Annotated in this window: 27 protein-coding genes; 15 read left to right on the top strand and 12 right to left on the bottom strand. The window is 59.5% G+C overall.

The window, feature by feature from the left end; genetic code table 11:
- Positions 1-302: 302 nt before the first annotated feature.
- The 3 genes from HU722_RS17160 (at position 303) to HU722_RS17170 (ending at position 2,253) form a co-directional block, all read left to right on the top strand.
- Positions 303-1,034 carry a hypothetical protein gene (locus HU722_RS17160; RefSeq protein ID WP_065890819.1) on the top strand — a complete coding sequence of 244 codons (732 nt, stop codon included), beginning with the start codon at positions 303-305 and terminating at the stop codon, positions 1,032-1,034.
- Between the two features lie 210 nt (positions 1,035-1,244).
- Positions 1,245-1,658 (top strand): hypothetical protein, encoded by a 414-nt coding sequence (locus HU722_RS17165; protein WP_065872186.1) that lies wholly within the window; start codon positions 1,245-1,247, stop codon positions 1,656-1,658.
- A 184-nt stretch (positions 1,659-1,842) separates the two neighbouring features.
- On the top strand, positions 1,843-2,253 hold the full coding sequence (locus HU722_RS17170; protein ID WP_065872185.1) for a hypothetical protein: 411 nt from the start codon (positions 1,843-1,845) through the stop codon (positions 2,251-2,253).
- A gap of 687 nt (positions 2,254-2,940) precedes the next feature.
- On the opposite strand, the gene HU722_RS17175 is transcribed toward HU722_RS17170, so the two are convergent.
- Entirely contained in the window at positions 2,941-3,309 is a 369-nt protein-coding gene (locus HU722_RS17175) for a hypothetical protein (RefSeq protein ID WP_065872184.1), read from the bottom strand.
- A 167-nt stretch (positions 3,310-3,476) separates the two neighbouring features.
- Between HU722_RS17175 and HU722_RS17180 the strand changes: the two genes are divergently transcribed.
- The 4 genes from HU722_RS17180 (at position 3,477) to HU722_RS17195 (ending at position 6,370) form a co-directional block, all read left to right on the top strand.
- Positions 3,477-3,716, top strand: coding sequence for a DUF7660 family protein (locus tag HU722_RS17180; RefSeq protein WP_065872183.1), 240 nt, complete (start codon positions 3,477-3,479; stop codon positions 3,714-3,716).
- Positions 3,717-4,111: 395 nt separating this feature from the next.
- The gene (locus HU722_RS17185) at positions 4,112-4,672 is read left to right on the top strand and encodes a hypothetical protein (RefSeq protein ID WP_065872182.1); all 561 of its coding nucleotides are present in this window, start codon (positions 4,112-4,114) and stop codon (positions 4,670-4,672) included.
- A gap of 778 nt (positions 4,673-5,450) precedes the next feature.
- Positions 5,451-5,948 (top strand): GNAT family N-acetyltransferase, encoded by a 498-nt coding sequence (locus tag HU722_RS17190; RefSeq protein ID WP_065890818.1) that lies wholly within the window; start codon positions 5,451-5,453, stop codon positions 5,946-5,948.
- On the top strand, positions 5,945-6,370 hold the full coding sequence (locus tag HU722_RS17195; RefSeq protein ID WP_065890817.1) for a GNAT family N-acetyltransferase: 426 nt from the start codon (positions 5,945-5,947) through the stop codon (positions 6,368-6,370). Before HU722_RS17190 ends, HU722_RS17195 begins: the two co-directional genes overlap by 4 nt.
- Positions 6,371-6,385: 15 nt before the next feature.
- On the opposite strand, the gene HU722_RS17200 is transcribed toward HU722_RS17195, so the two are convergent.
- Together HU722_RS17200 and HU722_RS17205 are read right to left on the bottom strand one after the other, a co-directional pair.
- A complete protein-coding gene (locus tag HU722_RS17200) occupies positions 6,386-6,937 on the bottom strand; it encodes a hypothetical protein (RefSeq protein ID WP_065890816.1) in 552 nt (183 codons plus the stop codon).
- An 89-nt stretch (positions 6,938-7,026) separates the two neighbouring features.
- Positions 7,027-8,241, bottom strand: coding sequence for a TPM domain-containing protein (locus HU722_RS17205; protein ID WP_065890815.1), 1,215 nt, complete (start codon positions 8,239-8,241; stop codon positions 7,027-7,029).
- A 129-nt stretch (positions 8,242-8,370) separates the two neighbouring features.
- Here HU722_RS17205 and HU722_RS17210 point away from each other — a divergent pair, with 129 nt between their 5' ends.
- Entirely contained in the window at positions 8,371-9,186 is an 816-nt protein-coding gene (locus tag HU722_RS17210) for an alpha/beta fold hydrolase (protein WP_065872177.1), read from the top strand.
- Positions 9,176-10,318 carry a PAS domain-containing sensor histidine kinase gene (locus HU722_RS17215; RefSeq protein WP_065890814.1) on the top strand — a complete coding sequence of 381 codons (1,143 nt, stop codon included), beginning with the start codon at positions 9,176-9,178 and terminating at the stop codon, positions 10,316-10,318. The genes HU722_RS17210 and HU722_RS17215 overlap by 11 nt, the downstream gene beginning before the upstream one ends.
- On the opposite strand, the gene dapF is transcribed toward HU722_RS17215, so the two are convergent.
- Positions 10,306-11,109, bottom strand: a complete 804-nt coding sequence (gene dapF / locus HU722_RS17220) for a diaminopimelate epimerase (RefSeq protein WP_065872175.1) — start codon at positions 11,107-11,109, stop codon at positions 10,306-10,308. The two genes, HU722_RS17215 and dapF, sit on opposite strands and share 13 nt — an antisense overlap.
- A 74-nt stretch (positions 11,110-11,183) precedes the next feature.
- On the opposite strand from dapF, the gene HU722_RS17225 reads away from it, so the two are divergent.
- Positions 11,184-11,747, top strand: a complete 564-nt coding sequence (locus HU722_RS17225) for a P-loop nucleotide/nucleoside kinase family protein (RefSeq protein WP_065881999.1) — start codon at positions 11,184-11,186, stop codon at positions 11,745-11,747.
- A gap of 112 nt (positions 11,748-11,859) precedes the next feature.
- Here HU722_RS17225 and HU722_RS17230 read toward each other — a convergent pair whose 3' ends face one another.
- Complete coding sequence (locus HU722_RS17230; RefSeq protein ID WP_065881997.1) at positions 11,860-13,455, bottom strand: L,D-transpeptidase family protein; 1,596 nt, start codon at positions 13,453-13,455, stop codon at positions 11,860-11,862.
- A 40-nt stretch (positions 13,456-13,495) separates the two neighbouring features.
- Between HU722_RS17230 and HU722_RS17235 the strand changes: the two genes are divergently transcribed.
- Complete coding sequence (locus tag HU722_RS17235; RefSeq protein WP_049712791.1) at positions 13,496-14,209, top strand: murein L,D-transpeptidase catalytic domain family protein; 714 nt, start codon at positions 13,496-13,498, stop codon at positions 14,207-14,209.
- 32 nt (positions 14,210-14,241) lie between these two features.
- The gene (locus HU722_RS17240) at positions 14,242-14,988 is read left to right on the top strand and encodes a creatininase family protein (RefSeq protein ID WP_065881993.1); all 747 of its coding nucleotides are present in this window, start codon (positions 14,242-14,244) and stop codon (positions 14,986-14,988) included.
- Between the two features lie 58 nt (positions 14,989-15,046).
- Here HU722_RS17240 and HU722_RS17245 read toward each other — a convergent pair whose 3' ends face one another.
- Positions 15,047-15,388, bottom strand: a complete 342-nt coding sequence (locus HU722_RS17245) for a hypothetical protein (protein ID WP_049712789.1) — start codon at positions 15,386-15,388, stop codon at positions 15,047-15,049.
- A 34-nt stretch (positions 15,389-15,422) separates the two neighbouring features.
- Positions 15,423-16,058 (bottom strand): ATPase, encoded by a 636-nt coding sequence (locus HU722_RS17250; RefSeq protein ID WP_186752809.1) that lies wholly within the window; start codon positions 16,056-16,058, stop codon positions 15,423-15,425.
- Positions 16,059-16,189: 131 nt separating this feature from the next.
- Here HU722_RS17250 and HU722_RS17255 point away from each other — a divergent pair, with 131 nt between their 5' ends.
- Positions 16,190-16,462, top strand: a complete 273-nt coding sequence (locus HU722_RS17255) for a hypothetical protein (protein WP_049712787.1) — start codon at positions 16,190-16,192, stop codon at positions 16,460-16,462.
- Here HU722_RS17255 and yfcF read toward each other — a convergent pair.
- Positions 16,437-17,069: a glutathione transferase gene (gene yfcF / locus HU722_RS17260; protein ID WP_065890812.1), complete on the bottom strand. Its 633-nt coding sequence runs from the start codon at positions 17,067-17,069 to the stop codon at positions 16,437-16,439. The two genes, HU722_RS17255 and yfcF, sit on opposite strands and share 26 nt — an antisense overlap.
- 232 nt (positions 17,070-17,301) lie before the next feature.
- On the opposite strand from yfcF, the gene HU722_RS17265 reads away from it, so the two are divergent.
- On the top strand, positions 17,302-17,955 hold the full coding sequence (locus HU722_RS17265) for a hypothetical protein (protein ID WP_139114560.1): 654 nt from the start codon (positions 17,302-17,304) through the stop codon (positions 17,953-17,955).
- Between the two features lie 9 nt (positions 17,956-17,964).
- Here the strand turns inward: HU722_RS17265 and HU722_RS17270 are convergent, their stop codons facing one another.
- From HU722_RS17270 to HU722_RS17285, 4 genes are all read right to left on the bottom strand, one after another.
- Positions 17,965-18,501, bottom strand: a complete 537-nt coding sequence (locus tag HU722_RS17270; protein ID WP_065890810.1) for a DUF924 family protein — start codon at positions 18,499-18,501, stop codon at positions 17,965-17,967.
- Between the two features lie 85 nt (positions 18,502-18,586).
- Entirely contained in the window at positions 18,587-21,019 is a 2,433-nt protein-coding gene (locus tag HU722_RS17275) for a TonB-dependent receptor (protein WP_065890809.1), read from the bottom strand.
- A gap of 90 nt (positions 21,020-21,109) precedes the next feature.
- Positions 21,110-22,063 (bottom strand): FecR domain-containing protein, encoded by a 954-nt coding sequence (locus tag HU722_RS17280; protein WP_065890808.1) that lies wholly within the window; start codon positions 22,061-22,063, stop codon positions 21,110-21,112.
- Positions 22,060-22,557, bottom strand: a complete 498-nt coding sequence (locus HU722_RS17285) for a sigma-70 family RNA polymerase sigma factor (protein ID WP_049712781.1) — start codon at positions 22,555-22,557, stop codon at positions 22,060-22,062. Before HU722_RS17285 ends, HU722_RS17280 begins: the two co-directional genes overlap by 4 nt.
- Before the next feature lie 134 nt (positions 22,558-22,691).
- Between HU722_RS17285 and HU722_RS17290 the strand changes: the two genes are divergently transcribed.
- The gene (locus HU722_RS17290) at positions 22,692-23,846 is read left to right on the top strand and encodes an acetyltransferase domain-containing protein (RefSeq protein WP_065890836.1); all 1,155 of its coding nucleotides are present in this window, start codon (positions 22,692-22,694) and stop codon (positions 23,844-23,846) included.
- Positions 23,847-23,871 lie beyond the last annotated feature (25 nt).

A 23,871-nucleotide genomic window follows, 5' to 3' on the forward strand; every position in this document is an offset into this window, starting at 1 on the left:
TGGTACCCGCATGCTCGTCCAGCGGCCGCACTTCCTAAAGACTGCTATCGGCCGATTGTGTTGAAAAAGTCGGTTCGCCCAAACGGCCTGGTCACTGACCGGTTAAAACGCGTTTTTTTCACGCTGCTATGTGAAATCCGAGCCCGTATATGTCTGCCGAAAGTAAAGATTTCAAGCTCGGACGCATACTTTTCTACCGCGGAAACCATGGTCGACTTTTTCAACAGAATCGGCCAATAGCACACACTCAAGTATCGACTATGCTTGGGGCGATTCAGCCCTGTACCTGAAGGATCTAAACAATGGGGTACCTTGTCGTTGCTCACGCGATGAATGTGAGGCCGGAGCTAAAGCCACTTTCTACTTTGCCGATGAGTATTGGGTGGTCATTGCACCAGGATGAAAGCGCCACGTCGTTCTACCTAGACACGTTCAAGGCTGGCGAAGAACGGAAATGGCCCTTTACATCGATGCCACCCACCAAGGATGTACCACTTGAGCTCCCTCAAGAATTGGCAGCTTTATCGCGAATATACAAAGTGCTTAAGGATGCTCAGCTCGCTGACTACTTCAAGAGAGCTTTCCTGAATGTAAATTTAGCGCTAAGTAAAAGCCTTCAATTACCCGTTTGCAGCTTTTGCACGGATGACGACGGGCTGGATTTTGTGTGTGTATCGTCGAATGGTGAACTGCAGAAGCTGCGTTGCGTTTGCGGTGATCTGGATATCACCTATGAGCTTGGGACAGTCATCATCCAGCCGCTTCTGATAGATGGCGTTAAAGGCACCGACGTGAGTAGTCTGCATGACCCAGAGAGTGGCATTCACGTCTTGAGTCGGAATATAACGCCTTCGTCGTTACTTCATGCAGTGGCTTCAGCAGAAACCACTCGCTTTCTACAAGCAGAAAGACCCCCTCTAGGCCTAGGTAGCTTCGAAGGTATGGAGGTCGCTCCGATAACGATTGCAGGTTCTGAGATCGTCTCGCTAGCGCCTAAGGTGGTTGCTCAGAAGACGTGGTGGAAGCGGTGGTAGTCGTATCGACGCCTTCGACCTAAGCCAGGAGGATTTTTCGGTGAAAAGTAGTCAATTATCAGCATCGAAAAATTGGGGCCGATAATGGGGTGCCAAGGCTCGAAAATTGACCGGAAGCGGTCTGTCATGAGCGGCTACTGTCGGCCAGAAGCGGCCATTGCGACCATGCAGTACGATGCACTCCTACCGTTAGATCATTAGGGCTAATCCATGCAATTCCATGGTTTCGTGTTTGGCCATATCGAGGTCGAGATTCACGACCGTGCGTACGATCTGCATAACTTCTACCAAGCCAGCGGCATTAATTACGACATCGTGGATCGGTCGGTTGTACTTAGCTTTACTCGACGGAGTGACGCTTGGGTGCCGCCTGAAGAAGCACGCAAGATTACTATCAGCTTCCATGAGGTTGACTACTTTTCAGCGAGTGGCCGGGATGGAAACCCGGTTGACAGTGACGGTAATATTCTTCATTCGATTGGGGCGGTGGAGTCCGGTGCTGAGACACAAACCTTCTACCTCACAGATAACATCCAACCAGATCATCACCTTGTCATGCGCTTCGAGTCTGGTCTGACATTACGAATACAGGCCGCTGAAGCACGGTGCGAAATCGTTTGCTGAGCGGCACATAACTAGGGCCCTCGACGTCTGATGTGGGTCAAAAGACGTCTTTCGGTAAAGACATCGGGACGTCGCTACGCCCCGCGCGGACCGGATAGCAGCGTGGAGATGGGAGTCGCCTGAGTCGTTGCGCGTTTGATAGGTCATCGTCATTCTGGAAGCGACGATTTTTGAGGAGATTGAAGTGGACATTGGCCGTCTGTTAAAAAAGCGGCAACTGAACGTGCAAGAGCAAAATGCTCTTGTGGCCCACACACTCATGGTAACCGCCAAAGCTTGGTTGGCCAGAGGGATTCCCCTAGCCTTAAAAAACTATGGCGAGTCGAAAGGCATTAGATGGTCAGAAACCGTAGTACTGGATCTTGAAGTCGACTTTCCCGGTATGCCCAGCCTTTATGGTCTTTTGCTCACTCACGCAGAGCGGTTCATAGAGTTTGAAATTGATACCGATGACACTCATAGCTACGTGGAATCGGTGAGTCAATGGGAGGATGTTTCTGCTAATCAGGACTACGCGCCCCGCAAGCGCGGTACTGGAAAGGGCTTCGCAGCAATTGCTCTTCAGGTGAGGCGCGAACTCCTATGCGGCTTGTAGGTGTGAATCACAGAAGCTGAGATTCGATTGTTGATCGGAAGCTGCTTTTGCGCCGATTTCTTCCGGCAACTCGTGTCCCCTTTGGGTCGATTACGGCCTGTCGCGAGGGCCGTAATCGACCCAAAGCGGATGCCCAGACATTCAAACCAAACAAGTAGATAATCGACTGCCATTCCAGCCATTTCCAGTGCGTATGAACAACGAATTTTCCCAGCGCGAATCTACCGGCAGCAGTACAGCATATAACCTTGCGCAGGCCCACGGTGCCTGGCCCCTGTCCGTTGATGGCTATCATCAAACGGTAGAACTGTGCGGTCGCGTCGCCTGCGGCTGGCTGTTCCGCTACAGGATCATTTGCAGCTTGGACATCCCAGCGCATGACCAAGAGTCATTCGCTGGATCTGTAGGTTGCTTGGTTGCTGACGACGGAGAGATACGTGATCTCTCAGGTCCGATGTTCATGGACATGCTTCACATGCTGGCATAGTTCGCGGGACCACTTTGGCCGACCTCTGCCGGTCACAATGGGAGGGAGTCGCCCCAAAGCGGACGGCTCTGCGGGACGCCTCTTGGTCGATAGCGGCGTGTCATCAGTTTTTAAATTGCCCATCATCAGACTTCACTGGGTGAAGCCCCGAAAGTTGCAGTCTCAGCGCTAAGTAGATGTCGTATTGGAGGTTCTTTCACCTACAAAAAATCAGCAATCACAAGTGGTTTCTCTGTGGCAAAGATTGACTCGTAAATTGCTTCGCAGGGTGCCTCACGAGCCAGCCAAGCGCTGGCGCTATAGGCTCGACCCTTACAGAAAAACGATAGGTGCATTTCATCTCCGCGCTCGAAGAGTCTGAAATACTGCATCTCCATCTCAGAACAAAGGTTGTCAAAAAGCACTGGATCTAGCTTTGACAGCGTGACCATAATTTCGGCTGGATCTAGCCCTGCGTCACTCGCCGCCCATAGGGCAATACGCGTAGCCACGTCCAATTTTTTGCTTGGAATAATCGCGTCCAATGCATGTTGAACATCTGGGTAGCTGGATGCCAAACGTGAAGGCATGTCTTTTTCCTGACCCGCTTTAGATGGAATGTGAAAGACCTGAGGTTGTTTGTCTAATGCTATTTGGATTCATCGGCAATGTTTTCACATGGCCTGGCCCCATAGCAGACATTAGTCGCTCGATGGATAATCCGACGAGCTATTTATGACGTTGAGCGGAGAAACCCATGGAGCTTCATGAGCAATTGGATCAGGTCAAGGACGCCGCGACCTTTCTGGCTTTTGCCCACGCCCTAGCGGCAGACAAATCGAATGACGACTGGGAAAACGGGACTATAGAAGCTTTCCTAGACGGAGCTATTGCATGGGCCGAGGCCAGTAATTTTGGCGTCGATCAGGGGCTTCAAGGCTCCAACCCATGGGGGCAATTCGCTAATTTTTTGTACTGCGGAAAAATCTACGAGTAAAACGGGTGAAGTGTTTATTCGCTTTAAGCGTTGCGTCTAACGGGTAGCGGAACGGGCTCGGATCCACCTCACGATCAACCGATTCTGGTCGATCACTGCCAATTGTCACTGGCTGCATCGGGTCAATGTCGCCGGTGGCTACCGGCAACAACCGGCCAATAAGAGCCGCTGGACAGCTTGGGCAGGTGTTGTCGTTCAGCGTTTGCCTTCAACGTTCGCGGGTTCGCACTGGGTTGGGGTAAAGAAAGCATGGCGGCGGCCTTTTCTCTCTCCCGAAGTGTCGCGCGTACAGTCTGCCCTGTTATGCTGATTCAGCCGTCCGGCGTGTAGATAAGATGCTATACGGCGTTAAGTGACAGGTATGTTGGCTAATTGATAGTTAGGGAAAACTGAGTATGCGTCGCTTAATAGCCAACGGGTTTGTGTTTGTCAGCATTGCGATACTCTGTTGCGGCTGCACATCTTATTCGTCCCAGCCGACAATCAACGAACCCGTTGAACCCGAAACACAAGAAATCATCTCCAGCTTCAGTTACGCAATAAACTCCCCATGGAAAGACAGTCGCTTCGGCAAGGACGCATACGCAGCGACACTCAACGTTATTCCCGATGCACAGGATAAGAACTCCAGCCTTGCCGCCCCGAGTCTGCCGGCATTAGAAATAAAGATCTCGGAGTTCTCATCTGACGGCGCTTGCGGACAAGATTACTTGACGGGCCTGAGTCTGGGTTTGATCCCCAGTTGGTGTACGCGGACAAACCTTTTCAAGTTTGATTTTATATTGAATAAGGACCAGCGCTTTTGCAGGCAGAAAACCTACTCGATAAACTCCACGTCGTTTTCACATCTCACGATGATTCCGTTTGCACTCTTCAATACGGGCAATCAGCCATTGACGCTCTATCAGGCGGTGCTTAAAGATTTTCTTCGCAGAGGTCAATGTGCGACGCGTTGAGAGGCTGCTTTTGGCCGACAGACGTCTATCATGACGGGCAGATGCCGACCCGAGCTGACATCCTGACCTTGCGGCGGCAGGCAGTATAAGTGGAGTCGGGCTTGCACTCCGATAACAGGAAGGTTGACCGGGGCTGGAGCGATGCCAAAATGACACAAATAATGGTGGTCTGACCCCGTTTTTATTGGAGTTCTCGACTGAGGGCAATGCGGAATCAGGGACCGGCCCTGGGCCACCCGTAGTGAAGAGCGCAACCTGCCCGACGGCGTCGGTGGCGACCCATCCAACATCAAAGTCTTGAAGAACGAAGGGAGTCACCATTTGCACCTACTTTAAAAAAGGGAAGAGATGATTTCCAAACTCTACTTGCAAGCCCAGAACGTGTGAACGCGCGTCGGCAAATTGTCAAAGCGGGAAGAAATGCCAAAAGTCTACTTTCCCAGCTTCAAACAAACGAATGGCTTTGGGAGTGCCCCCCCGACAACTTGGCAAGTTCACCTATGTACATCCATCTCCCTCTTTCATTACCCAACTCCGGTTCGCAATTTACTGGCCTTGCCCGGATGTTGTCTTGGCGCACCCCGCGAGCTGTACGCCTTCGCAGCCTCGCTAAAGCTCGTCAGTTCCCCACATTTTGATCGCCGAACAATCAGACAATGCAGTTCCCCTGTGGGAGCCGTCGAGCTTTAGCGAGGCCGCGAAGACGGCAGCATGACTGGCAGTGATCTTGCGTGATGCCTATGATGTGGCCTTTCGCTCAACACCCCCAGGACACCCCATGCCCGCCCTCACTTTCCGCAACGCCCTCCCCGCTGACGCCGCTCGTTGCTTCGAGATTGAAACCACCGCCTACGAAGGCGACGAAGCCGCCACCCTGGAAAAAATCGCCACGCGCATTGCGCAATATCCGCAGGGTTTTCTGATCCTGGAAGCCGATGGCGAGGTGATAGGTTTTATCAACTGCGGCTGCGCTCATAACGTGGTGATGTCGGACGAGGCGTTCAAGGAGTTGGTGGGGCATTCGGCCGAGGCGCCGAATGTGGTGATCATGTCGGTGGTGGTCGACCCGGCGCATCAGGGCAAGGGGTATTCCACGGCGTTGATGACCGAGTTTGTGCAGCGCATGCGCGGGATGGGCAAGCAGACGATTCACTTGATGTGCAAGGAGCGGCACGTGCCCCTGTACGAGCGCATGGGCTATCGCTATGTGCGACCGTCGCCGCCGGATCACGGCGGGATGGCGTGGCATGAGATGGTCATGGCGCTCCAGGGATGAACGTGCCGCGTATTGAGGTCAGCGACCAACCCAACCCCGACGCCGAGCGCATCCTGGGCAGCGGCCTCGCTGCCTTCAACGAAGCCATCACCGGCTACAACGACCGGCGCTTGCTCACGGTGCTGATCAAGGACCCCGACACCCAGCAAATCCTCGGTGGTATCACCGGCAAGACCACCTTGGGGATGGCCTTCCTCGACCTGTTCCACCTGCCCGATTCGCTGCGCGGCACTGGGCTCGGCAGCCAATTGCTGCAAGCCTTCGAAGATGAGGCCCGGCGCCGGGGTTGTGCTAACGCGGTGCTGTATACCCTGAGTTTCCAGGCGCCGGGGTTTTACGAGAAGCGTGGCTGGGTGCGGTTCGGTGAGATACCGTGCGAACCGCAGGGCAGCAGCCGGGTGTTTCTGTCTAAGGTGTTGTGACGCGCACCGGCGGGGTCATTCTTCCTCACCCGGCAATGGGAAAATCACTTCCTGGGTGTCCAGGTTCCGGATGCTCGAATAGGTGCGGTATTCAGTGCTGTAGTTCGGCCCCACAGGCCCGATACCTTTGGTGCTGGCCGTCAGGCGGTAGGTCACCATGTAACGCTGGCCGGCTTTGAAGTCGACGTCGTCCGCGCCTTTGTTGCAGAACGCGCCACCGGTGCCCAGAGCATTCATCGACACGTTGCACCAGCGCAGCGAGTGCTTGCCCGGCGTGAGTTTGAGGGCTTGCTCGCCGCTGACGTCGAGGATCGAGCGACGCCCTGCCCCGGGCAGCGGCTGGCCATCCACTTCAACAGCCAATACCAGGCGGTGGAACGGCACGCCCAGCTCGCGCTCGCGCCAGGTGTCGAAGTACACCAGCACGGCGTCCGGCGCGTTGTTGGAGAGGTCGACGGGGTGAAGTTTTTCCGGGGCCCAGTCGCCCTGGTAGTTTTTGTAGTGGTAGTCGGAGCAGGCGCCGAGCAGTGGAAGGGTCAACACGGCGGCGAGTTTCAACAGTTTCATCGGGAGGACTGTCCTTGTGAGCGATGAGATCCTATCGACATCATCGCGAATATCTTGAGGTGAATGCCACTGGCGATTTGCAGCAGCTGCTACCAGCTTCCGGACGCTCCGCCGCCACCGCTGGAACCACCGCCACCAGAGGAGCTGCTGCTCGAGCTGCTGCTGGAGCTGGAACTGCTGGAGCTTGAGCTTGAAGAGTCGTCCGAGCTCGACCCCACCCCACCGCGGGTCTTGCCAAAGATGAACAGCGCCGCAAACGAAGCAATGGGGAACGCGTACAGCCAGCCATTACGGCCGAGTTCCATCAGCGTCCCCGCCGCGACATAGACCGCCACAGCAGCCGCCAGCCGCGCGAAAAAGCCCACTCGGCTTTGCTTCCAGGCGTCCCTCAACACCACGAACAGGATCAGGTATAAGCCCAGTACCACCAATGCTCCCACCGGAAACCCCAGCCAGTGGATGAAGTTGACGTCTGCGTACCACCGATCCACCGCCACCAACCCAAGGATGTAGGCCAGCAGCCCGATCACGCTGTAAAACACCCCGCGCGCCAGCCACAACGCGCCGAACGCGGCGCCGCCGATCAGCAGGATCAGCGGCATTACGATAAGGAACATCGGCCATTCGCGGCCGCCGCAAAAAATCGCCAACAGGACGGTGACCGCCACTGCGGCAATCACGGCGCGGCGCCAATGCAGCTTGCCGGCGGCAAGCAGCACACCGCCAATGGCACCGATGATAAACGCGAGAAATATCCCAATGAACTGGGGATTGATCCCTGGCTCCGCGATTTTGGGCAAGTCGCCGCCGTCCACCAACACCACCAGGTCGTTCACGCCCTCGGAGACACCGCCTGCAAAATCCCCCTGAGCAAACGCCGGCTTGATGTGCGCTTCGATGATCTGATGCGTCAGCAAATCGGTGACCGTGCCTTCCAGGCCATAGCCCACTTCGATGCGCACTTTGCGGTCGTCCTTGGCCACCACCAGTAGGATGCCGTCGTCAACGCCCTTGCGCCCCAGCTTCCAGGCCCGGAACAGTTGGTTGGAAAAATCCTCGATACTCGCGCCGCCGGTGCTGGGCACCAGCAACACGGCAACCTGCGAGCCTTTGCGCTGCTCCAGATCGGCAAGTTGCTTTTTCAGACGGGTGGTAGTGATGGCATCGAGGGTGTTGGTGAGGTCGATCACCCGCTGGTCAAGGGCGACGCCGATGGGCGAAGTGTCTGCCTGGGCGGTGGTAAACAGGCTGGCAATCACCAGCACCAGCAGACTCAAGACGGATTGCCGCACACACCGCATCATGTTTTGTTACCTGAAGTTTCTTCCTGAAGACGCCGACTTTACCTTATCAGCGCTATAACGCGTGACCCTACGGCGTTGACTATTTAAACTGCCCGCACGCATAGCAATACGCCATAACCGGGGCCCTGCATGGACTTACAAAAGCGCAACAACGTCAGTGTCATGGGCAACGGCGCCTCGACGCTGGTGTTTTCCCACGGGTTTGGCTGCAACCAAGCCATGTGGAATTACTTGGTCCCGTCATTTTGCGAGCGTTTTCGGGTCGTGCTGTACGACTTGGTTGGCGCAGGGCTGTCGGACCTCAGCGCCTTTGACAAGGCTAAATACAGTGCTCTGGATGGCTACGCCCGCGATCTGAACGAGATCATTGATCAATACGCGGTCGGCCCCGTCATTCACGTGGGCCACTCGGTCAGCGCGATGATCGGCACCCTCGCCGACCGCCTGGCCCCCGGCCGTATTGCCGCCCATGTGATGATCGGCCCGTCGCCGCGCTATATCGACGAAGACGGTTATGTCGGCGGCTTCAAGCGCAGCGATATCAATGACCTGCTCGACACCCTCGACAGCAATTACCTCGGCTGGTCCAGTGCCATGGCCCCGGTGATCATGGGCGCGCCCGACCAACCGGCGTTGAGTGACACGCTGACCGACAGTTTCTGCCGCACCGAACCCGACATCGCCAAGCAATTCGCGCGGGTCACGTTTATGTCGGACAACCGCAAGGACGTGATCGGCCTGACCACCCCGGTGCTGATCCTGCAATCGACCGATGACCTGATCGCCCCCATCGCCGTGGGCGAATACCTGCACAGCGTACTGCCCAACAGCACCTATTGCCTGGTGGACAACGTCGGCCATTGCCCTCACATGAGCGCGCCGCACGCCTGCGCGACTGCCATGCAAGCGTTTCTGGCACCGTGGGCCGTGCCCGATGCCGGCTGAGCTATTCGACAGCGCCGCCTGCGCCCTGGCAGTCACCGCGCAAGACGGCACGATCCTGCAGGCCAACGCGCGCTTCAGCGAGTGGCTGGGGTTCAGCACTGCCGAATTGTGCGGCAAGCGTTTCCAGGACCTGCTGACCATGGGCGGGCGGATTTTCCACCAGACCCACCTGGCGCCGATGCTGCGCATGCACGGCAGTGTCGCCGAGGTGAAACTGGACCTGCTGCACCGCGACGGGCACAAGCTGACCATGCTGCTCAACGGCAATAAACGCGAACTGGCCGATCACGTGGTCTACGACCTCGCGTTGTTTGGCACGACTGATCGCGACAAATACGAGCGGGAGCTGCTGAACGCCCACAAAACGGCCGAAGCGCTGCTGCAGGAAAAAACCGCCGCTGAACTGGCACTGCATCAAGCCCAGGTCGAGTTGAGCGAGGCCTATGCCATCGCTCAACGCCGTGCGCTGTTCGCCGAGCAGATGGTCGCGATTGTCAGCCATGACCTGAAAAACCCGCTCACCGCGATCCGCATGGCGTCCGACTTTCTCAGCCGTGGCGAACGCACGGCCAAGGAACGCCAACTGCTGGGGCATATCGGTCAATCGTCCGAGCGCGCCCAGCGCATGATCGCCGACCTGTTGGACTTCACCCAGGCCCGTGTCGGCCAGGGCATCGTCATCAAGGCGGCCCCTCTGGATTTGCACAGCGTGATTCACCGCGCCGTGGATGAACTGCGCGTGGCGTTTCCCAAGGCAACACTGGAGCATCACGCACAAGGCCATGGCGATGCCAACCTGGACGCCGACCGCGTGCAGCAGATCATCGGCAACCTGGTGGCCAACAGCGTGGCCTATGGCGACCTGCAACAGCCGATCACGGTGACGTCGCGGCTGGGCGATGGTGCCTGCGAAGTGTCAGTACACAATTATGGGGCGGCGATTCCCAAAGTGCTGCTGGCCGGGCTGTTCGAGCCCATGACCCGTGGCACCGACCAAGGCAGCGATGTGCGCAGTGTGGGCCTTGGCCTGTATATCGTGCGCGAGTTGGCCAAGGTACACGGCGGGGATGTGGCGGTGAGTTCCTGTACCACACTCGGCACCACATTTACCGTGAAGTTTCAGGGCACGTAGACGCTGCCCTGCATGACCGGCTCCACACTGCCCGTCAGCACCACATCGCCCTCGCCTGCCCAGTGCACGGTCACGGTGCCGCCGTCGCATTGCACCTGCACCGTGGCATCCAGCAACCCACGCCGAATCCCATTGACCACCGCCCCACAGCAGCACGAGCCGGAACCCAACGGCACGCCACCGCCGCGCTCCCAGATACGCAGGCGGATGTGGCCCCGGTCGAGCACCTGCACGAAATGCACATTGGTCTTGGCCGGGAACAGTGGGTGGTTTTCCAGCGCCGGGCCCAGGGCCGCTACGTCGACAGCCGCGATGTCTTCCACGAAAAACGTGCAATGGGGGTTGCCCATGCTGCACGCCGCCGGGTTGCCTTCCAGAGGCAAGGTGCGTGTGTCCATGGCTTCAGCCAGCGGTACTGCCGACCACTCCAGCGAAGGCTCGCCCATATTCACCGACACTTGCCGCCCCGGCGCACGCACGCAGGTCAGCAGGCCCCGATCAGTGCGCAGCACCACCGAATCCGTGCCGGCCTCATGCATCAAACGGTCGGCCACACCACGGGTGGCGCTGCCGCAGGTTGCCAGTGGCGTGCCGTTGGGGTTCCAGAACTTGATGCGCGCGGCGGCGTCTTCACAGTCGAGCAGCACAGCCAGCTGGTTGAAGCCGATTCCGGTGTGGCGGTTACCCAACTGGCGGGCGATTTGCGGGCTAATCGGATCGTCGAGTCCACGGCGGTCAACGATGATGAAATCGTCGCCGTGGGCGTGCATTTTTACGAACGGCAAAGGCATCGGCTGTCCCGTGGTCGACCTGTGGGGGAACTGAAGGATACTCTGAACCGGCCCAACCCCATCGAGAGCAACTCATGTTAATTGTCTTCAGCGGACTGCCCGGCACCGGCAAAACCACGATTGCCCAGGCATTGGCGCGCCAGATCGGCGCGGTTTACCTGCGCATCGACGTGATCGAACAGGCGATCCGCGAAGCTGGCGTACTGTCGACTGATGTGGGCGCCAGCGGCTATGGCGTGGCGAATGCGCTGGCGTTGAGTAATCTAAGCTTGGGCCACACCGTGGTGGCCGATTGCGTGAACCCGGTCGAGGAAAGTCGGGAAGCGTGGAAGACCGTAGCGGCAACGGCAGAGGTGGCGTTGCTGGATGTCAGGGTGATTTGCTCTGACCGGCTGGAACATCAACGGCGGGTAGAAGCCCGTGCGGGGGATATTGCCGGCCTGGCGCCTCCAACCTGGGCGTCGGTTCTGGTGCATGAGTACCAAGATTGGAATGAAGCACCGCTGACAGTCGACACCGCCTTCATGACGCCAGATCAGGCAACTGCAATGATTTTGACAAGTCTCACTTCTACGGCAAAAGAGGTCTTTGTAGTGAGCGGGCTTGCCCCGCGCCGGGCTGCAAAGCAGCCCCAGTAAGACCACCCCGCATCACTCCCGCGAGAACCTAGCCCGAATTCAGGGCTGCTCCGCAGCCCGGCGCGGGGCAATCCCGCTCACTACAGGCCCGCGGTGGTGTCGAGCGAGTGCCTCAGAGCACACTCCCCATCGCCTTCATCAACACCAGGTCCCGCGCATAAATATCCGGCGCGTACACCAACCCACCCTGGCGGTCGACCTCGACCGTCCAGTAGCCCAACAGCACCGGCACCGGTGTCGCCAACCTGAACTCATGGGTCACGCCGGTCGCCAGCAGCTCATCCGTACGGGCGCGCTCAGCCGGGCTTACCAATAAATCCCTGAGCAACAACGGTTGCTCGACCCGCACACAGCCCGAGCTGAACGCCCGCGGCCCTTTGGTAAACAGCGGCTGGCTGGGCGTGTCATGCAGGTACACCGAAAACGGGTTGGGAAAGCGCATCACAATCTTGCCCAGCGGGTTGCGCGGGCCGGCTTCCTGGCGCAGCAGGATATTGCCGGGGCGCGCCCAGTCAATTTGCTCGGGTGCCAGCGGGTGGCCTTCGGCGTCGAGCACTTGCAGGTTTTGCTGGCGCAGGTATTCGGGGTTGAGGCGGATGGCCGGGAGCTTGTCCTCGCGCATGATGGTGGGCGGGATGGTCCAGGTGGGGTTGAGCGTCAGCCGCGTGATGCGCGATTTGAGCAGTGGCGTCTGACGTTCGGCGCGACCCACTTGCAGGCGAGTTTGCCATACCGGGATGCCGCTCTGATACACGCTCAGTTGCGCAGCGGCGACGTTGACCAGCACGCCTTCAGGCTCCAGGTCCTGGGCCAGCCAGCGGAAGCGTTCAAGGTTGATGCGCAGTTGTTCGCGACGGATCGCCGGGCTGATATTCAGTTCCGCGACGGTGCCGGCGCCGATCACGCCGTCAGCCTGCAATGAGTGGCTGAGCTGGAAGGCCTTGACCGCCTTGACCAGCTCGTCGTGGTACTGCTTGCCGCTGGAGGCCTTGGCCAGGTAGCCGCCACTGATCAGGCGTCGCGCCAGTTCCGGCACGCGCGGGTCTTCCATGCCGGGGCGCAACAGTGGGCCGCTGGCGACCGGGTCCCAATGGGGCAACGGCTGCTGGCGCACAGTGGAATAGGCGTTACGCAGGCTGCGGTAGAGGTCCGCGCTGGGACGGGCCTGGTCAAACGCCTGGGCCATGTCTTGCAGGCCGGTGGCGGCAAAGGCCAGCACTTCGATGTTGGGGTCGCGGGTGGGCGGTTGGGAATGCCACAACGGTTCGAAGCGCGATTGCTGCAGGCGCCCGTAGTGCAGATCCTGCAGGGCTTGCAGGTAGCTTTGGCTGATGCTGATATCGCTGCACAGCACGTTGGCCGTGGCGTCCGCCGAAGGCAAGCTATAGTGGGTGGGGTTCAGGCCGTCATCGGCGAGCATTTGCAGTTGGGTGTGCAAGGCTTGGCGGCGCTCTTCGGCGGACCACAACGGCGCGTTGCCCTGCTGTTGGTAGAACGCTTGCAGGCGCAGTTGGCCGACGGCATCGATCTGCGTTGCCAGGCCTGGGCAGACACTGGGCAGTTGCGCCAACGCCTGTTGCACGGGCGCCAGATCGACCGGCGCCGGCGTGGTCACCGGCAACGGCTCAACCGGCAGTGCCTCGGCTGTCGCGACCAATGGTGCAACGAGCAGGCAAATGCTCAAGTAACATGCGTGTTTTTTGAACAATTGTCTTAGCTCCAATCCACAGCGGGGGGATGTACTGTAGATGTTGAATTTTCTTTGCCGCCTCGGCCTGATCGCCATGCCCTTGGTTACGTTGAGCAATTTTGCGCTCGCCGCCAATGGGATTCCTCCTTCCTTGTATAGCAGCCTGGCGCGCTCGGCTCCAGAACTCAATCCCACTGTCTTGAAAAGCGCCCTGAACGCGGTGCAGTGCGCGGTGAATAACGGCGAAGAACGTTCCGATCGCCTGGCCGTCATTGATTACTCCCAGCCCTCGACCGCCCGTCGGCTGTGGATCTTCGATTTGCGCAAGAAGACCCTGGTGCTGCGCGACCTAGTGGCCCATGGCGCCAAATCCGGGGAGAACTTCGCCACGCAGTTCTCCAACCTGGAAGGCAGCCACCAATCCAGCCTGGGCCTGTTCCGCACCCAGGAGAGTTATCTGGGCACCCACGGTTACTCATTGCGCATGGATGGCCTGGAGCCGGGCTTCAATGACCAGGCCCGCGACCGCGCCATCGTGATTCATGCCGCCGACTACGTGAGCCCGTTGTGGAGCAAGCGCGAAGGCCGTATCGGCCGCAGCCAGGGTTGCCCAGCCGTGCGCCCGCAGGTGGCGCGCCAGGTAGTGGATAAACTCAAGGATGGGCAGTTCATGTTTTCGTGGTACCCCGACCAGCGCTGGTTGAAGTCCTCGACGTACCTCAATTGCAAACCCCAACAGGTGGCGAGTAGTCGTACAATCCGTGGCGGATAGCCTGTCCCCATAGATAAAAAAGAGAGCGTCGAATGCTTTTACACCAATCCACCTGGATCGAGATCGGGCAGTTTCTGGAGCGCAGCCGCACGGTGGTGATCCCCATCGGTTCGAACGAGCAGCACGGCCCCACCGGCCTGCTCGGTACCGACTGGATGTGCCCGGAAATCATCGCCCACGAGGCGCAAAAGAATGCCGACATCCTCATCGGCCCGACCTTCAACATCGGCATGGCCCAGCACCACCTGGGCTTCCCCGGCACCATTTCCCTGCGCCCTTCCACCTTCATGGCCGCCATTGGCGACTGGGTGCGTTCGCTGGCCGGGCACGGTTTCGAGAAGATCCTGTTCCTGAACGGCCATGGCGGCAATATCGCCACGATTGAAGCGGCGTTTTCCGAGCTGTACGCCGAAGCGAGCTTCGCCCGCCGCCCGGCCGGTTTTGCGTTGAAGCTGGTGAACTGGTGGGACCTGGAAGGCGTGAGTGACCTGGCTCAGCGCCAATTTCCGGTGGGCCATGGCAGCCATGCCACGCCATCGGAGATCGCGGTGACGCAGTGGGCGTACCCGGACTCGATCAAGACTGCCGACTACTCGCCACAAATCGCCAACACCGGGCCGATCCGCGAAGCGCTGGACTTCCGCGCGCGTTTCCCAGATGGGCGCATGGGCTCGGACCCAGCGCTGGCGACGGTAGAGAAAGGTGGGGAATTGGTGGCACTGGCGGCTCAAGGGCTGATCAAGACGGTCAACACCTTCAGCAACGAAGCCAAACCCTAGGCCCTACACACATCCAAACTGTGGGAGCTGGCTTGCCTGCTCCCACAGGGATCGTGTGTTACTTACATTCCTGTGCAGCCAGCTCCAACCGCGACGGCGTAATCGTCGACGCCAGTGGCTTGCGTTCATACAAGAACACCTTGGCGCCCTCCTGGGACTTGTAGGCTTCCAGTACATCGTCGGCGGCAATCTTGCTGGTCAACAACACCCTGGCGTGGCGCGAGCCTTGTGTCACGGTGGAGGTAATCCCGTGCTTTTCCAGCTTGGGCAATACACATTGCACATAAGCCTCGGGAGCCTTGCTGGTTTGCAGGGTCAGCGTTGGTGCGTTGGGAGCAGAAACACAACCGGCCAGCAACAGGGAAGCAAAGGCCAAGCCCGGGGCGAAAAAAGAGCGCATGAAAAATTCCTGACTATAAAAATAATGGTTCACATCAACCCGCACGGACTAACGCCTTGAGCGACGCATCGAACTGCTTCAAGGCATCCAGCTGCACATCCCGCTGCTGCTCGATCTGCGCGGCAATCTCTGGCACGGCCTTGTTACGTACCCACACCGACGGCACCTGCTTGTGCACCGAGCCTTCGGCCTTGGCGATGTATTGCAGGTTCGCGTCATAGAACCGCGCAATAAAACGCGCTTCGACTTGGTCATTACGCTGGGTCAACAGTTGGTTATGGGTATCGAGCATCACCACCACATCGGGGTGAGCCTGCACCAGGACATCCATGTTGTCGTAGACAGTCACCGACAAAAAACTGCCTTGCAGCGAGTTCATCAACCAATCAATGGCCAATTCCGGGTCGGAACTGTTGACGAACGCCTGGCGGATGCGCCCGTCGAGGGCATCCTTGGCGCCATTCAAGGCCATGTCGTGGTAGCGTTCAAGGTAGCTGAGGTTGTCGCGGGTGTTATCGCTCAACAACACACCTACCGACTGCGTGTGCTGTAGCGAGTCTACGCTACTGACGATAGGTAGCAAATGGCTATCATCGGCGAGTGCGACGTTGTTCACGACGACCGTGCCAAGCATCAGGGCCATCAAAGCTAGTTGAATAAACGTCCTCATCGCGCATTTCCTTGAACAGCGTCTCGATGGGGGGATTTTCCGCTTTTCCTGCAAAAACAGAACTTGCGATCCGTGATGGTGACTATTATCTGAACCGATAGTGCACCCATAAAACCTATAAGGACCACGCCATGAAGCCCCACCAGAAAACCTTCGACCGCATCCGCGAAGCCGTACTACCGGAGTTTCGCGAGCGGGTCGCCGATTACCTGGTCGATTATGAAAACGTGCTGCAGGATGACGCGGCGGATGCCAGCCGAGTCACGGCCAGCGCCCAGCAACTGCGCGGCTACCTGCGCGGCCTGAACACCACGCGAGTGCTGGGCATGGCGGACTGGGAAGACCTGGACCGCCGCGTCTTGCAGATCACTGAACGCTCTACAGCGCAGGGCGTTGTTGATTGACCCACGCCTGCACCGACGGCCGCTGCCACTGGCGCTGCGCGTATTCCACCAACTCGGCGGGCACGTTGTCGCCGTTGAGAATCAAGCGATTGAGCATTACCGCCAAGTCCACATCGGCAATTGACCATGCGCCGAACAGATAGGCCGGGTTACCCACCAACAACGCCTGTGCCGCACTGATCAACTTCGCGGCGGCGGCTTCGGCCACGGGTGACAGCGGCGGCATCTTCTGCCCATAGAACACCACCATCGTCGAGCGTTCCTGGCGAATCGGCAGCAAATCGCTGCGCAGCCACGCCTGCACCTGCCGCGCCCTCGCCCGCTGTTTGGGGTCGGCCGGGTACACCGGCGTTTCGGGATAAACCTGCTCCAGGTACTCGGTGATCGCCGAAGACTCCGACAGTGCAAATTCACCTTCTACCAAGGTGGGCACACGCTGGGTCAGGGACAGTTGGGCGAAATCAGCCGTCTGGTTCTGCGCAGCGTCCAAGTCCAGGGTGAGCGTGTCGAACGCCAGGCCCTTTTCCTTCAGGGTCACGAACACCGACATGGCGTAGGGGCTGGTATACAAATGATCAACATACAGACGCAACGGTCGCTGGCTCATAACGGCTCTCCTTGAATGGAACACCACGCTACGAGATGTGCCGCGAGAAAGACAATGCGCTGTTTTTATGGGGGCATTCCTGGCAGGAATAGCCAAGCTAGGCTTTGACGGCCAGGCCTGCCAAGGTAGACTCGCCGCCTCGCGTGCAACCCTGCACGGCCGGAAAGGGATTTTCGTCTTGCGCTTGCCTTTTGTGTTTTGCCTGCCCCTCTTCGCCGCTTCGTGGATAGCCATGGCCGACGAAAACTCATCGCCTCCCGGCGAAGCGCAGTACCAGGAAGCAGTCGCGGTCCTGGCGAAAACCGACCCACAGCTCGCCGACCTGATGCGGTCCGTGCAGGCCAACCAGAAGGCGGCGGACTTTGATCAGAAAATGCGCGAGCTGGGCGAGCCATTTCGTCTCACCGAGCGACTGCTGAGCGAGTCGGCAACGGCCGGGCACCCTGTCGCGCAATATCGGCTGGTGTTGCTTTACCAGTCTTATCTGGTCCCCGGTAAAGAACAGGAGATGTGCGACCTCTCGGCGTCAAGCCTGGAGGCAGGCTTCGCCCCTGCCGCCCTGTATCTGGCCAATGCCTGCCTGAGTTACACCCAAGGCCCACGGTATGAACCGGCGCTGCAAGGCGCTCTCGCGAAATTGCCCGACTATGCTCGCTATTACCCGCAACCGACCGTCTGGCTAACGTGCGGCGCGCCACCCACGGGCGTTGAACTGCAACTGGGCAGTGCAAACGACTTCCGCGCTGAGCTCTACAAATTGCTCGCCAGTCAGACTGATAAGAGGAAGGCGTTGCCCCTGCGCATCGAATACCTGGAGAAAGCGCTGGCAAGCAACGGTTGCCCGTATGCGCGCGAGCGGCTGGACATCTACCGACCCGCTCAATAAAACCCTGCTCTATCCAGCAAAGCCACCCTCATCCAGAAACACACGCTCTTCATCCGTGGTCTCTCGAGCCAACACCTCATTACGATGGGGAAAGCGTCCGAAACGCTCGATGATCGCGGCGTGCTCCTTGGCCCAATGGTAGGTGTTGGCGTCCAGTTGCTGGTTGAGGATCAGGGAGCGCTGCTGATCAGCCGGGTTCTCCGAATGTTCGAACGGCAGGTAGCAGAACGCACGCAACGCCGGTTCGATCTGCCGGTCCAGCCCGGCGTCCACCATGCGCTGGGCATACAGCCGCGCCAGCGGGTCGGTGGCGAACATATGCGCGGTGCCACGAAAGGTATTGCGGGGGTATTGGTCGAGCAGGATCAGCAGGGCCAGCGCGCCCTCCGCCGAGTCCAGCCAGCTTTCCAGCTCGCGCCGGGCGGCTTGCAGGTGGGCGGCATGGAAGGTGTCGCGGAACGTAGCGTCGAAGACGTCGTCCTTGGCGAACCAGCGTTTTGGGCCGGCGTGTTTCCAGAAGTCGATGACGGCATTTGGCGTTGTCATGATGAGAGGCCTAGGCAAGCGATTCATCTGACGGTATCAGAATCCATCGCCTGGCCGGGATCAAATATGGGAGCGGCGTCGCTGGTTAGAAATCCACCGTCGCCGAGAGTTTGACGGTGCGCGGCTCACCCTGGGTAAGGTAATTATTGGCCGTCGACGCCGACGCCCAATACGCTTTGTTCGCCACGTTCTCGACGTTGGCGCGCAGGGTGATGTACTTGTCGTCGGCCTTGAAACCATAACGGGCGCCGAGATCGACACGGGTCCAGGCGGGGATGCTCAGGGTGTTGGTGGCGTTGACGTACTCGCCACCGGTGCGCAGCATCCGTGCGTTGACGGCGGCGCCCTGGATGCCGGGAATGTCCCAGTCGGCGCCGACGTTGTACTGGAAGCGCGGTACGCCGGCGGCGCGATTGCCGTCGCTGAGGCCGTTGGAGGTGTTCTTCAATTCGGTGTTCATCCAGGTCGCACCGGCCAGCAGGCGCAGGCCGTCAATTGGTTCGCCGAAGACGTTCAACTCCACACCTTTGTTGATCTGCTCGCCGTCGACGCTGAAGGTGTCCAGGGTATTGCCGGGCAGGCGCGATGTGGCGTTGTTCGGCTGCTCGATACGGTAAACACCCAAGGTCGCACCAAAGCTGTCCCAATCCAGCTTCACCCCTGCTTCCGTCTGTTTGCTGCGGTTAGGCGCAAAGACCTCACCAGGGTTGGTGACATTGGTCAACGGCGCGGTTGGCCCCTGGGCCAGCCCTTCAATGCGGTTGGCGTAGAACGACACGTGCTCCCACGGCTTTACCACCAGGCCATACACGGGTGTGGTGATGGTCTCGGCGTAGTTGGCATTGCGCACGCCTGTGGTGGTATTCCACGCGTCCACCTCAATGGTCTGGCGCCGCACGCCCAGGGTCAGCAACACACGATCGTCAATAAAGCCCAGGGTGTCGGACACCGCCGCGCTTTTGATGCGGTTTTTGCCGACGATGCGCGGGTCGTGGATATCACTGCCGAAGTAGGTGACAGACGGACGCGGAATCTGCACCGGGTCATACAGATTGCCCGGCTGACGATTGGCCTGCTGGATCGCTTCAAACGCCGAACGCTGCTCACCCCAGATGCCAGACAAACCGACGTTGACCTGATGAGTCACCGCCCCCGTGTTGAAATGCCCGTTCAAGCCGGCCATGGCGCTTTTGTTGTCTTCATCGTGAGGCGAGTACAAAAAGCCCACGCGACCGCTGCCATTGTTGCCCACGTACAGCGACGAATACTGACCATTTTCCCGCGTGTGCTTGGCCCCGCCGCCCACGTAGGCCGTCCAGCTTTCATTCAGGTCGTACTCGGCATTGAACATGCCGTAGGTGTCTTCCAGCTCCGACCAGCTCCAGTCCTGGGCGTAGTTGTGCTTTGGCGATGGCGCCTCTGGCACTTGGGTGCCATTCGGGTACACCACCGAGCGGCCATTGTTGATGCGCTGTTTCTGGTAGCCGACATCGGTGGACACCCGCAGGCGATCGCCACGGTAATCCAGGGCGACGGCCACCAATTGCGAGCTTCTGAATTCATCCTCGATGGCCGTGTCGCCACCGTGCTTGGCCAGGTTAACCCGCGCGCCAAAGCGGTTGTCTTCGCCAAAACGCTGGCCCAGGTCGAGGTGGCCGCCGCTTTGACCATCGGTAGTGGTGTCGAGGGTGACGCTGCGGGTCGGCGTGTCTTCGGCGCGCTTGGGCACCAGGTTGACGCTGCCGCCAATGCCGCTGCCCGCTGGCGATACACCATTGACGAACGCATTGGGGCCTTTGAACAACTCGACACGCTCCAGCGCTTCGGTGGTGATGATCTGCCGCGGCAGCACGCCGTACAGGCCGTTGAAGGCAATGTCATCGGTGTTCAGCGGCAGGCCGCGAATGGTAAACACCTGGGAGAAATTGCCGAAGCCTGACGATTGGCGCACCGACGCGTCATTGAGCAGCACATCCCCCACGGTGCGCGCCTGCTGGTCGGCAATGGTCTTGGCGGTGTAGCTGACCACGCTGAATGGCACGTCATTGATTGAGCGATTACCCAACACCCCCAAACGCGCCGAACGCGCGACCTGGCCACCGGCATAGGTGTCGGCCTGCGCCCCGCTCTCGCCGCTGATAGTGGTCGCGCCCAGCTCCAGCGCATCGCCAGTGGCCTGGGGCACTACGGTGTAGCCATTCGCGCCAGTGTTTTGCAGGGTATAGCCGCTGCCTTGCAGCAGCTGCATAAAACCCGATTGCGCGGTATAGCCGCCCTGTAAACCGGCGCTTTGCTGGTCATTGAGCAGTGTGGAATCAAACGACAACGGCACCCCGGACAACGCCGCGAACTGCGCCAACACATTGCCCAAGGGGCCCGGCGCGAGGCTGTAGCTGCGTACTGCGCTGGTCGACGCCGCGTCCGCTGCCACGGCACTGTGCAACGGTGCGATCGCCGCCAGGGCAACAGCCAGGCTCAAGGCCTTCAAAGGGCGGATGGGATGCGGTGTGAAGGTCATGGGAATTCCTGTCGGCGCGGTACAAATGTTGAGGGTTCTCCTCTACACCGGGCGACAACTGAAAAGGTATCAGCGAAAAATGAAAAAATTTCAGCGCGGTTCGAGGGTCACCCAGTAACCGGTCAGGCTGCTGACTTTGATCGGCAGGGTTTCCTGCAACAGGCGTAGGCTGGCGTCGGTGTCACGCAAGGGGAATGCCCCGGACACGGTCAACCCGGCCACACTGTCGTGGCAACGCAACACGCCATGGCGATAGCGCCCCAGTTCATCGAGCAAATCCGCCAGGCGCATCTGCTGGGCCAGCAGCATGCCGCTCTGCCAGGTCGTCGCGCTGATATCCAGCGGCTGCACTGCGGCGACGCCGTCACTGCCAAAGGCACTTTGCTCGCCGGCCTTGAGGATCAACCCACGACTGGCGCGCTGCGGCAGCATTTCCACCGCGCCGTCGAGCACAGCCACGCGGCTGCTCTGCTCGCCGACCCGCACGCTGAAATGCGTCCCCAGCGCACGGGCGGTGCCGTGGCGGGTCTGCACGACAAACGGTCGAGGTGTCGGCGCGGGGTCTTTGGCGGTGGTGATCATCACCTCGCCTTGCAGCAACTCGAGGCGCCGCACCTGGTCGGTGAAGGCGATATTCAGCGAGCTGGCGGTGTTGATCAACAGGCGCGTGCCGTCGGGCAACATGAGATTGCGTTGCTCGCCGACGGCGGTGTGCTGGTCGGCGGTCCACGGTTGCCAAGGCTTGTGCCGATAGGCCAGCCAAGTCGCCGGCGCCGCCAGCAGCAACAGCCCGAGGGCCTGGCGGCGTCCGAGGGCTTGCTTGCGGCCGATGCATTTGAGGGTGTCGCCGGCAATCGCAGCCGGCACGCTGTTGAAATCCCCCAGAATCGCCTGCGCCCGTTGCCACGCCTGGGCGTGCTGGGCGCTGCGGCCCTGCCATTGGGCGATGGCGCGGCGGTCTTCATCGGTGGCGCTGCCGGACTGCAACTGCACCATCCAGTCAGCGGCTTCGCCGAGGATCAGCGGGTCAATGGCGGGGGTCATGCCACGCTCAGGCACGCAAGGAAGGCCTCGCGCATATAGCGTTTGACCGAGACCAGCGACACCGCTAACTCATCGGCTATCTGCTGGTAAGTCAGGCCGTCGATCTGCGACATCAGGAAGGCTCGGCGAGTCTTGTCCGGTAAATCGCGCAGCATGGCTTCGATACGGTACAGCGCCTCCAGGATCAGCCAGCGGGTTTCCGGCGACGGCACTTCCTGCTCCGGCAAGTGCGCGATGGTTTCCAGATAGGCGCGCTCAACTTCCTGGCGACGCCAGCTGTCGATCATCAAGCCCTTGGCGATATGGGTGAGCAACGCGCGCGGCTCAGTGCCGAACCCGGCGCCGTTCTGACGGGTCAGCAGGCGCATAAAGGTGTCATGGGCCAGGTCGGCCGCGTCGCTGGCATTGCCCAACTTGCGGTCGAGCCAGCGGTACAACCATCCGTGGTGTTCGCAGTACAGGTCCTGAATGGGCAGATTGACGGGGGACGACATGCGAGTCACCGGCACAGGGGCCAAGGAGTAATTAAGAATTGATCGCATTCTAATCCGCGCAACGAATCGCGGCAACGCGCAAATTAATGTTATAGGATAACGCGCCATTTCCACCCTGCCCTGTGACCCTGCCCATGACCGATGCTGTTCCGCTACGCCAACGCCTGCTTTCCATCGACGCCCTGCGCGGCTTGGTGATCCTGTTCATGCTGCTGGACCACGTGCGCGAAACGTTCCTGTTGCACCGCCAGGTCGGCGACCCGATGACCATCGACAGCACCGAGCCCGCACTGTTTATCAGCCGCACCCTCGCCCACCTGTGTGCGCCAGTGTTTGTGTTGCTCACGGGTTTGTCGGCCTGGCTGTACGGCCAGAAATACCAGGGCCGCCGCGATGTCTCGGCGTTCCTGTTCAAGCGCGGGCTGTTCCTGGTGGTGCTGGAATTTACCCTGGTCAACTTCGCCTGGACCTTCCAGCTGCCGCCCAGCGTGATCTATATGCAGGTGATCTGGGCGATTGGCGTGAGCATGATCGCCCTGGCCGCGCTGGTGTGGTTGCCGCGTCCGGCGTTGATCGTGTTGGCGGTGGTGATCATCGCCGGGCATAACCTGCTGGATGGGCTGCATTTCGACGCGGGTTCGGCGTTGCATATTCCGTGGACGATCCTGCATGAGCGCAACTGGATCGACGTGGGCGACTCGCTGCGACTGCGCACCACTTATCCGGTGCTGCCGTGGATCGGTGTGATTGCCCTGGGTTACGGCTTGGGCCCGCTGTTTGCCAATGGCATGCAACCGGCGTTTCGCCAACGTTATCTGTTGCTGGGCGGTGTGGGTGCGTTGGTGGGGTTTGTGGTAGTGCGCGCGGCCAATGGTTATGGCGAGAAGCCCTGGCAGGCGTATGACAGTGGCGTGCAGACGTTGATGAGCTTTTTCAACGTCACCAAGTACCCGCCTTCGCTGTTGTTTTTGGCGCTGACATTGGGGATTGGGTTGTTGCTGTTGCTGGCGTTTGAACGTGCGGGGCAGAAACGCTGGATTGGCGTGCTCGCCACGTTCGGGGCTGCGCCGATGTTCTTTTATTTACTGCATCTGTATGTGTTGAAAGTGCTGTATGTCGCGTGTGTGGCGTTGTTTGGCCTGAACCATGGCAACTACTTTGGGTTCGACGGCATGGGCGCGATATGGCTAATGGCGCTGTTGTTGCCCCTGGGGCTCTACCTGCCAGTGCGCTGGTTCGCCGGGCTAAAAGCGCGGCGCCGCGACCTGGCCTGGCTCAAATACCTGTAGCGCCCCGGTTGCTTTTCTGTGGGAG

This window comes from Pseudomonas tritici, assembly GCF_014268275.3.
Classification (GTDB): Bacteria; Pseudomonadota; Gammaproteobacteria; order Pseudomonadales; family Pseudomonadaceae; genus Aquipseudomonas; species Aquipseudomonas tritici.

Bases quoted from the DNA above. Each gene is read 5' to 3' on its own strand.
- HU722_RS17160 (WP_065890819.1), top strand. From the start codon at position 303: ATGGGGTACCTTGTCGTTGCTCACGCGATGAATGTGAGGCCGGAGCTA.
- HU722_RS17165 (WP_065872186.1), top strand. From the start codon at position 1,245: ATGCAATTCCATGGTTTCGTGTTTGGCCATATCGAGGTCGAGATTCAC.
- HU722_RS17175 (WP_065872184.1), bottom strand. From the start codon at position 3,309: ATGCCTTCACGTTTGGCATCCAGCTACCCAGATGTTCAACATGCATTG.
- HU722_RS17180 (WP_065872183.1), top strand. From the start codon at position 3,477: ATGGAGCTTCATGAGCAATTGGATCAGGTCAAGGACGCCGCGACCTTT.
- HU722_RS17185 (WP_065872182.1), top strand. From the start codon at position 4,112: ATGCGTCGCTTAATAGCCAACGGGTTTGTGTTTGTCAGCATTGCGATA.
- HU722_RS17190 (WP_065890818.1), top strand. From the start codon at position 5,451: ATGCCCGCCCTCACTTTCCGCAACGCCCTCCCCGCTGACGCCGCTCGT.
- HU722_RS17195 (WP_065890817.1), top strand. From the start codon at position 5,945: ATGAACGTGCCGCGTATTGAGGTCAGCGACCAACCCAACCCCGACGCC.
- HU722_RS17200 (WP_065890816.1), bottom strand. From the start codon at position 6,937: ATGAAACTGTTGAAACTCGCCGCCGTGTTGACCCTTCCACTGCTCGGC.
- HU722_RS17205 (WP_065890815.1), bottom strand. From the start codon at position 8,241: ATGATGCGGTGTGTGCGGCAATCCGTCTTGAGTCTGCTGGTGCTGGTG.
- HU722_RS17210 (WP_065872177.1), top strand. From the start codon at position 8,371: ATGGACTTACAAAAGCGCAACAACGTCAGTGTCATGGGCAACGGCGCC.
- HU722_RS17215 (WP_065890814.1), top strand. From the start codon at position 9,176: ATGCCGGCTGAGCTATTCGACAGCGCCGCCTGCGCCCTGGCAGTCACC.
- dapF (WP_065872175.1), bottom strand. From the start codon at position 11,109: ATGCCTTTGCCGTTCGTAAAAATGCACGCCCACGGCGACGATTTCATC.
- HU722_RS17225 (WP_065881999.1), top strand. From the start codon at position 11,184: ATGTTAATTGTCTTCAGCGGACTGCCCGGCACCGGCAAAACCACGATT.
- HU722_RS17235 (WP_049712791.1), top strand. From the start codon at position 13,496: ATGTTGAATTTTCTTTGCCGCCTCGGCCTGATCGCCATGCCCTTGGTT.
- HU722_RS17240 (WP_065881993.1), top strand. From the start codon at position 14,242: ATGCTTTTACACCAATCCACCTGGATCGAGATCGGGCAGTTTCTGGAG.
- HU722_RS17245 (WP_049712789.1), bottom strand. From the start codon at position 15,388: ATGCGCTCTTTTTTCGCCCCGGGCTTGGCCTTTGCTTCCCTGTTGCTG.
- HU722_RS17250 (WP_186752809.1), bottom strand. From the start codon at position 16,058: ATGAGGACGTTTATTCAACTAGCTTTGATGGCCCTGATGCTTGGCACG.
- HU722_RS17255 (WP_049712787.1), top strand. From the start codon at position 16,190: ATGAAGCCCCACCAGAAAACCTTCGACCGCATCCGCGAAGCCGTACTA.
- yfcF (WP_065890812.1), bottom strand. From the start codon at position 17,069: ATGAGCCAGCGACCGTTGCGTCTGTATGTTGATCATTTGTATACCAGC.
- HU722_RS17265 (WP_139114560.1), top strand. From the start codon at position 17,302: ATGGCCGACGAAAACTCATCGCCTCCCGGCGAAGCGCAGTACCAGGAA.
- HU722_RS17270 (WP_065890810.1), bottom strand. From the start codon at position 18,501: ATGACAACGCCAAATGCCGTCATCGACTTCTGGAAACACGCCGGCCCA.
- HU722_RS17275 (WP_065890809.1), bottom strand. From the start codon at position 21,019: ATGACCTTCACACCGCATCCCATCCGCCCTTTGAAGGCCTTGAGCCTG.
- HU722_RS17280 (WP_065890808.1), bottom strand. From the start codon at position 22,063: ATGACCCCCGCCATTGACCCGCTGATCCTCGGCGAAGCCGCTGACTGG.
- HU722_RS17285 (WP_049712781.1), bottom strand. From the start codon at position 22,557: ATGTCGTCCCCCGTCAATCTGCCCATTCAGGACCTGTACTGCGAACAC.
- HU722_RS17290 (WP_065890836.1), top strand. From the start codon at position 22,692: ATGACCGATGCTGTTCCGCTACGCCAACGCCTGCTTTCCATCGACGCC.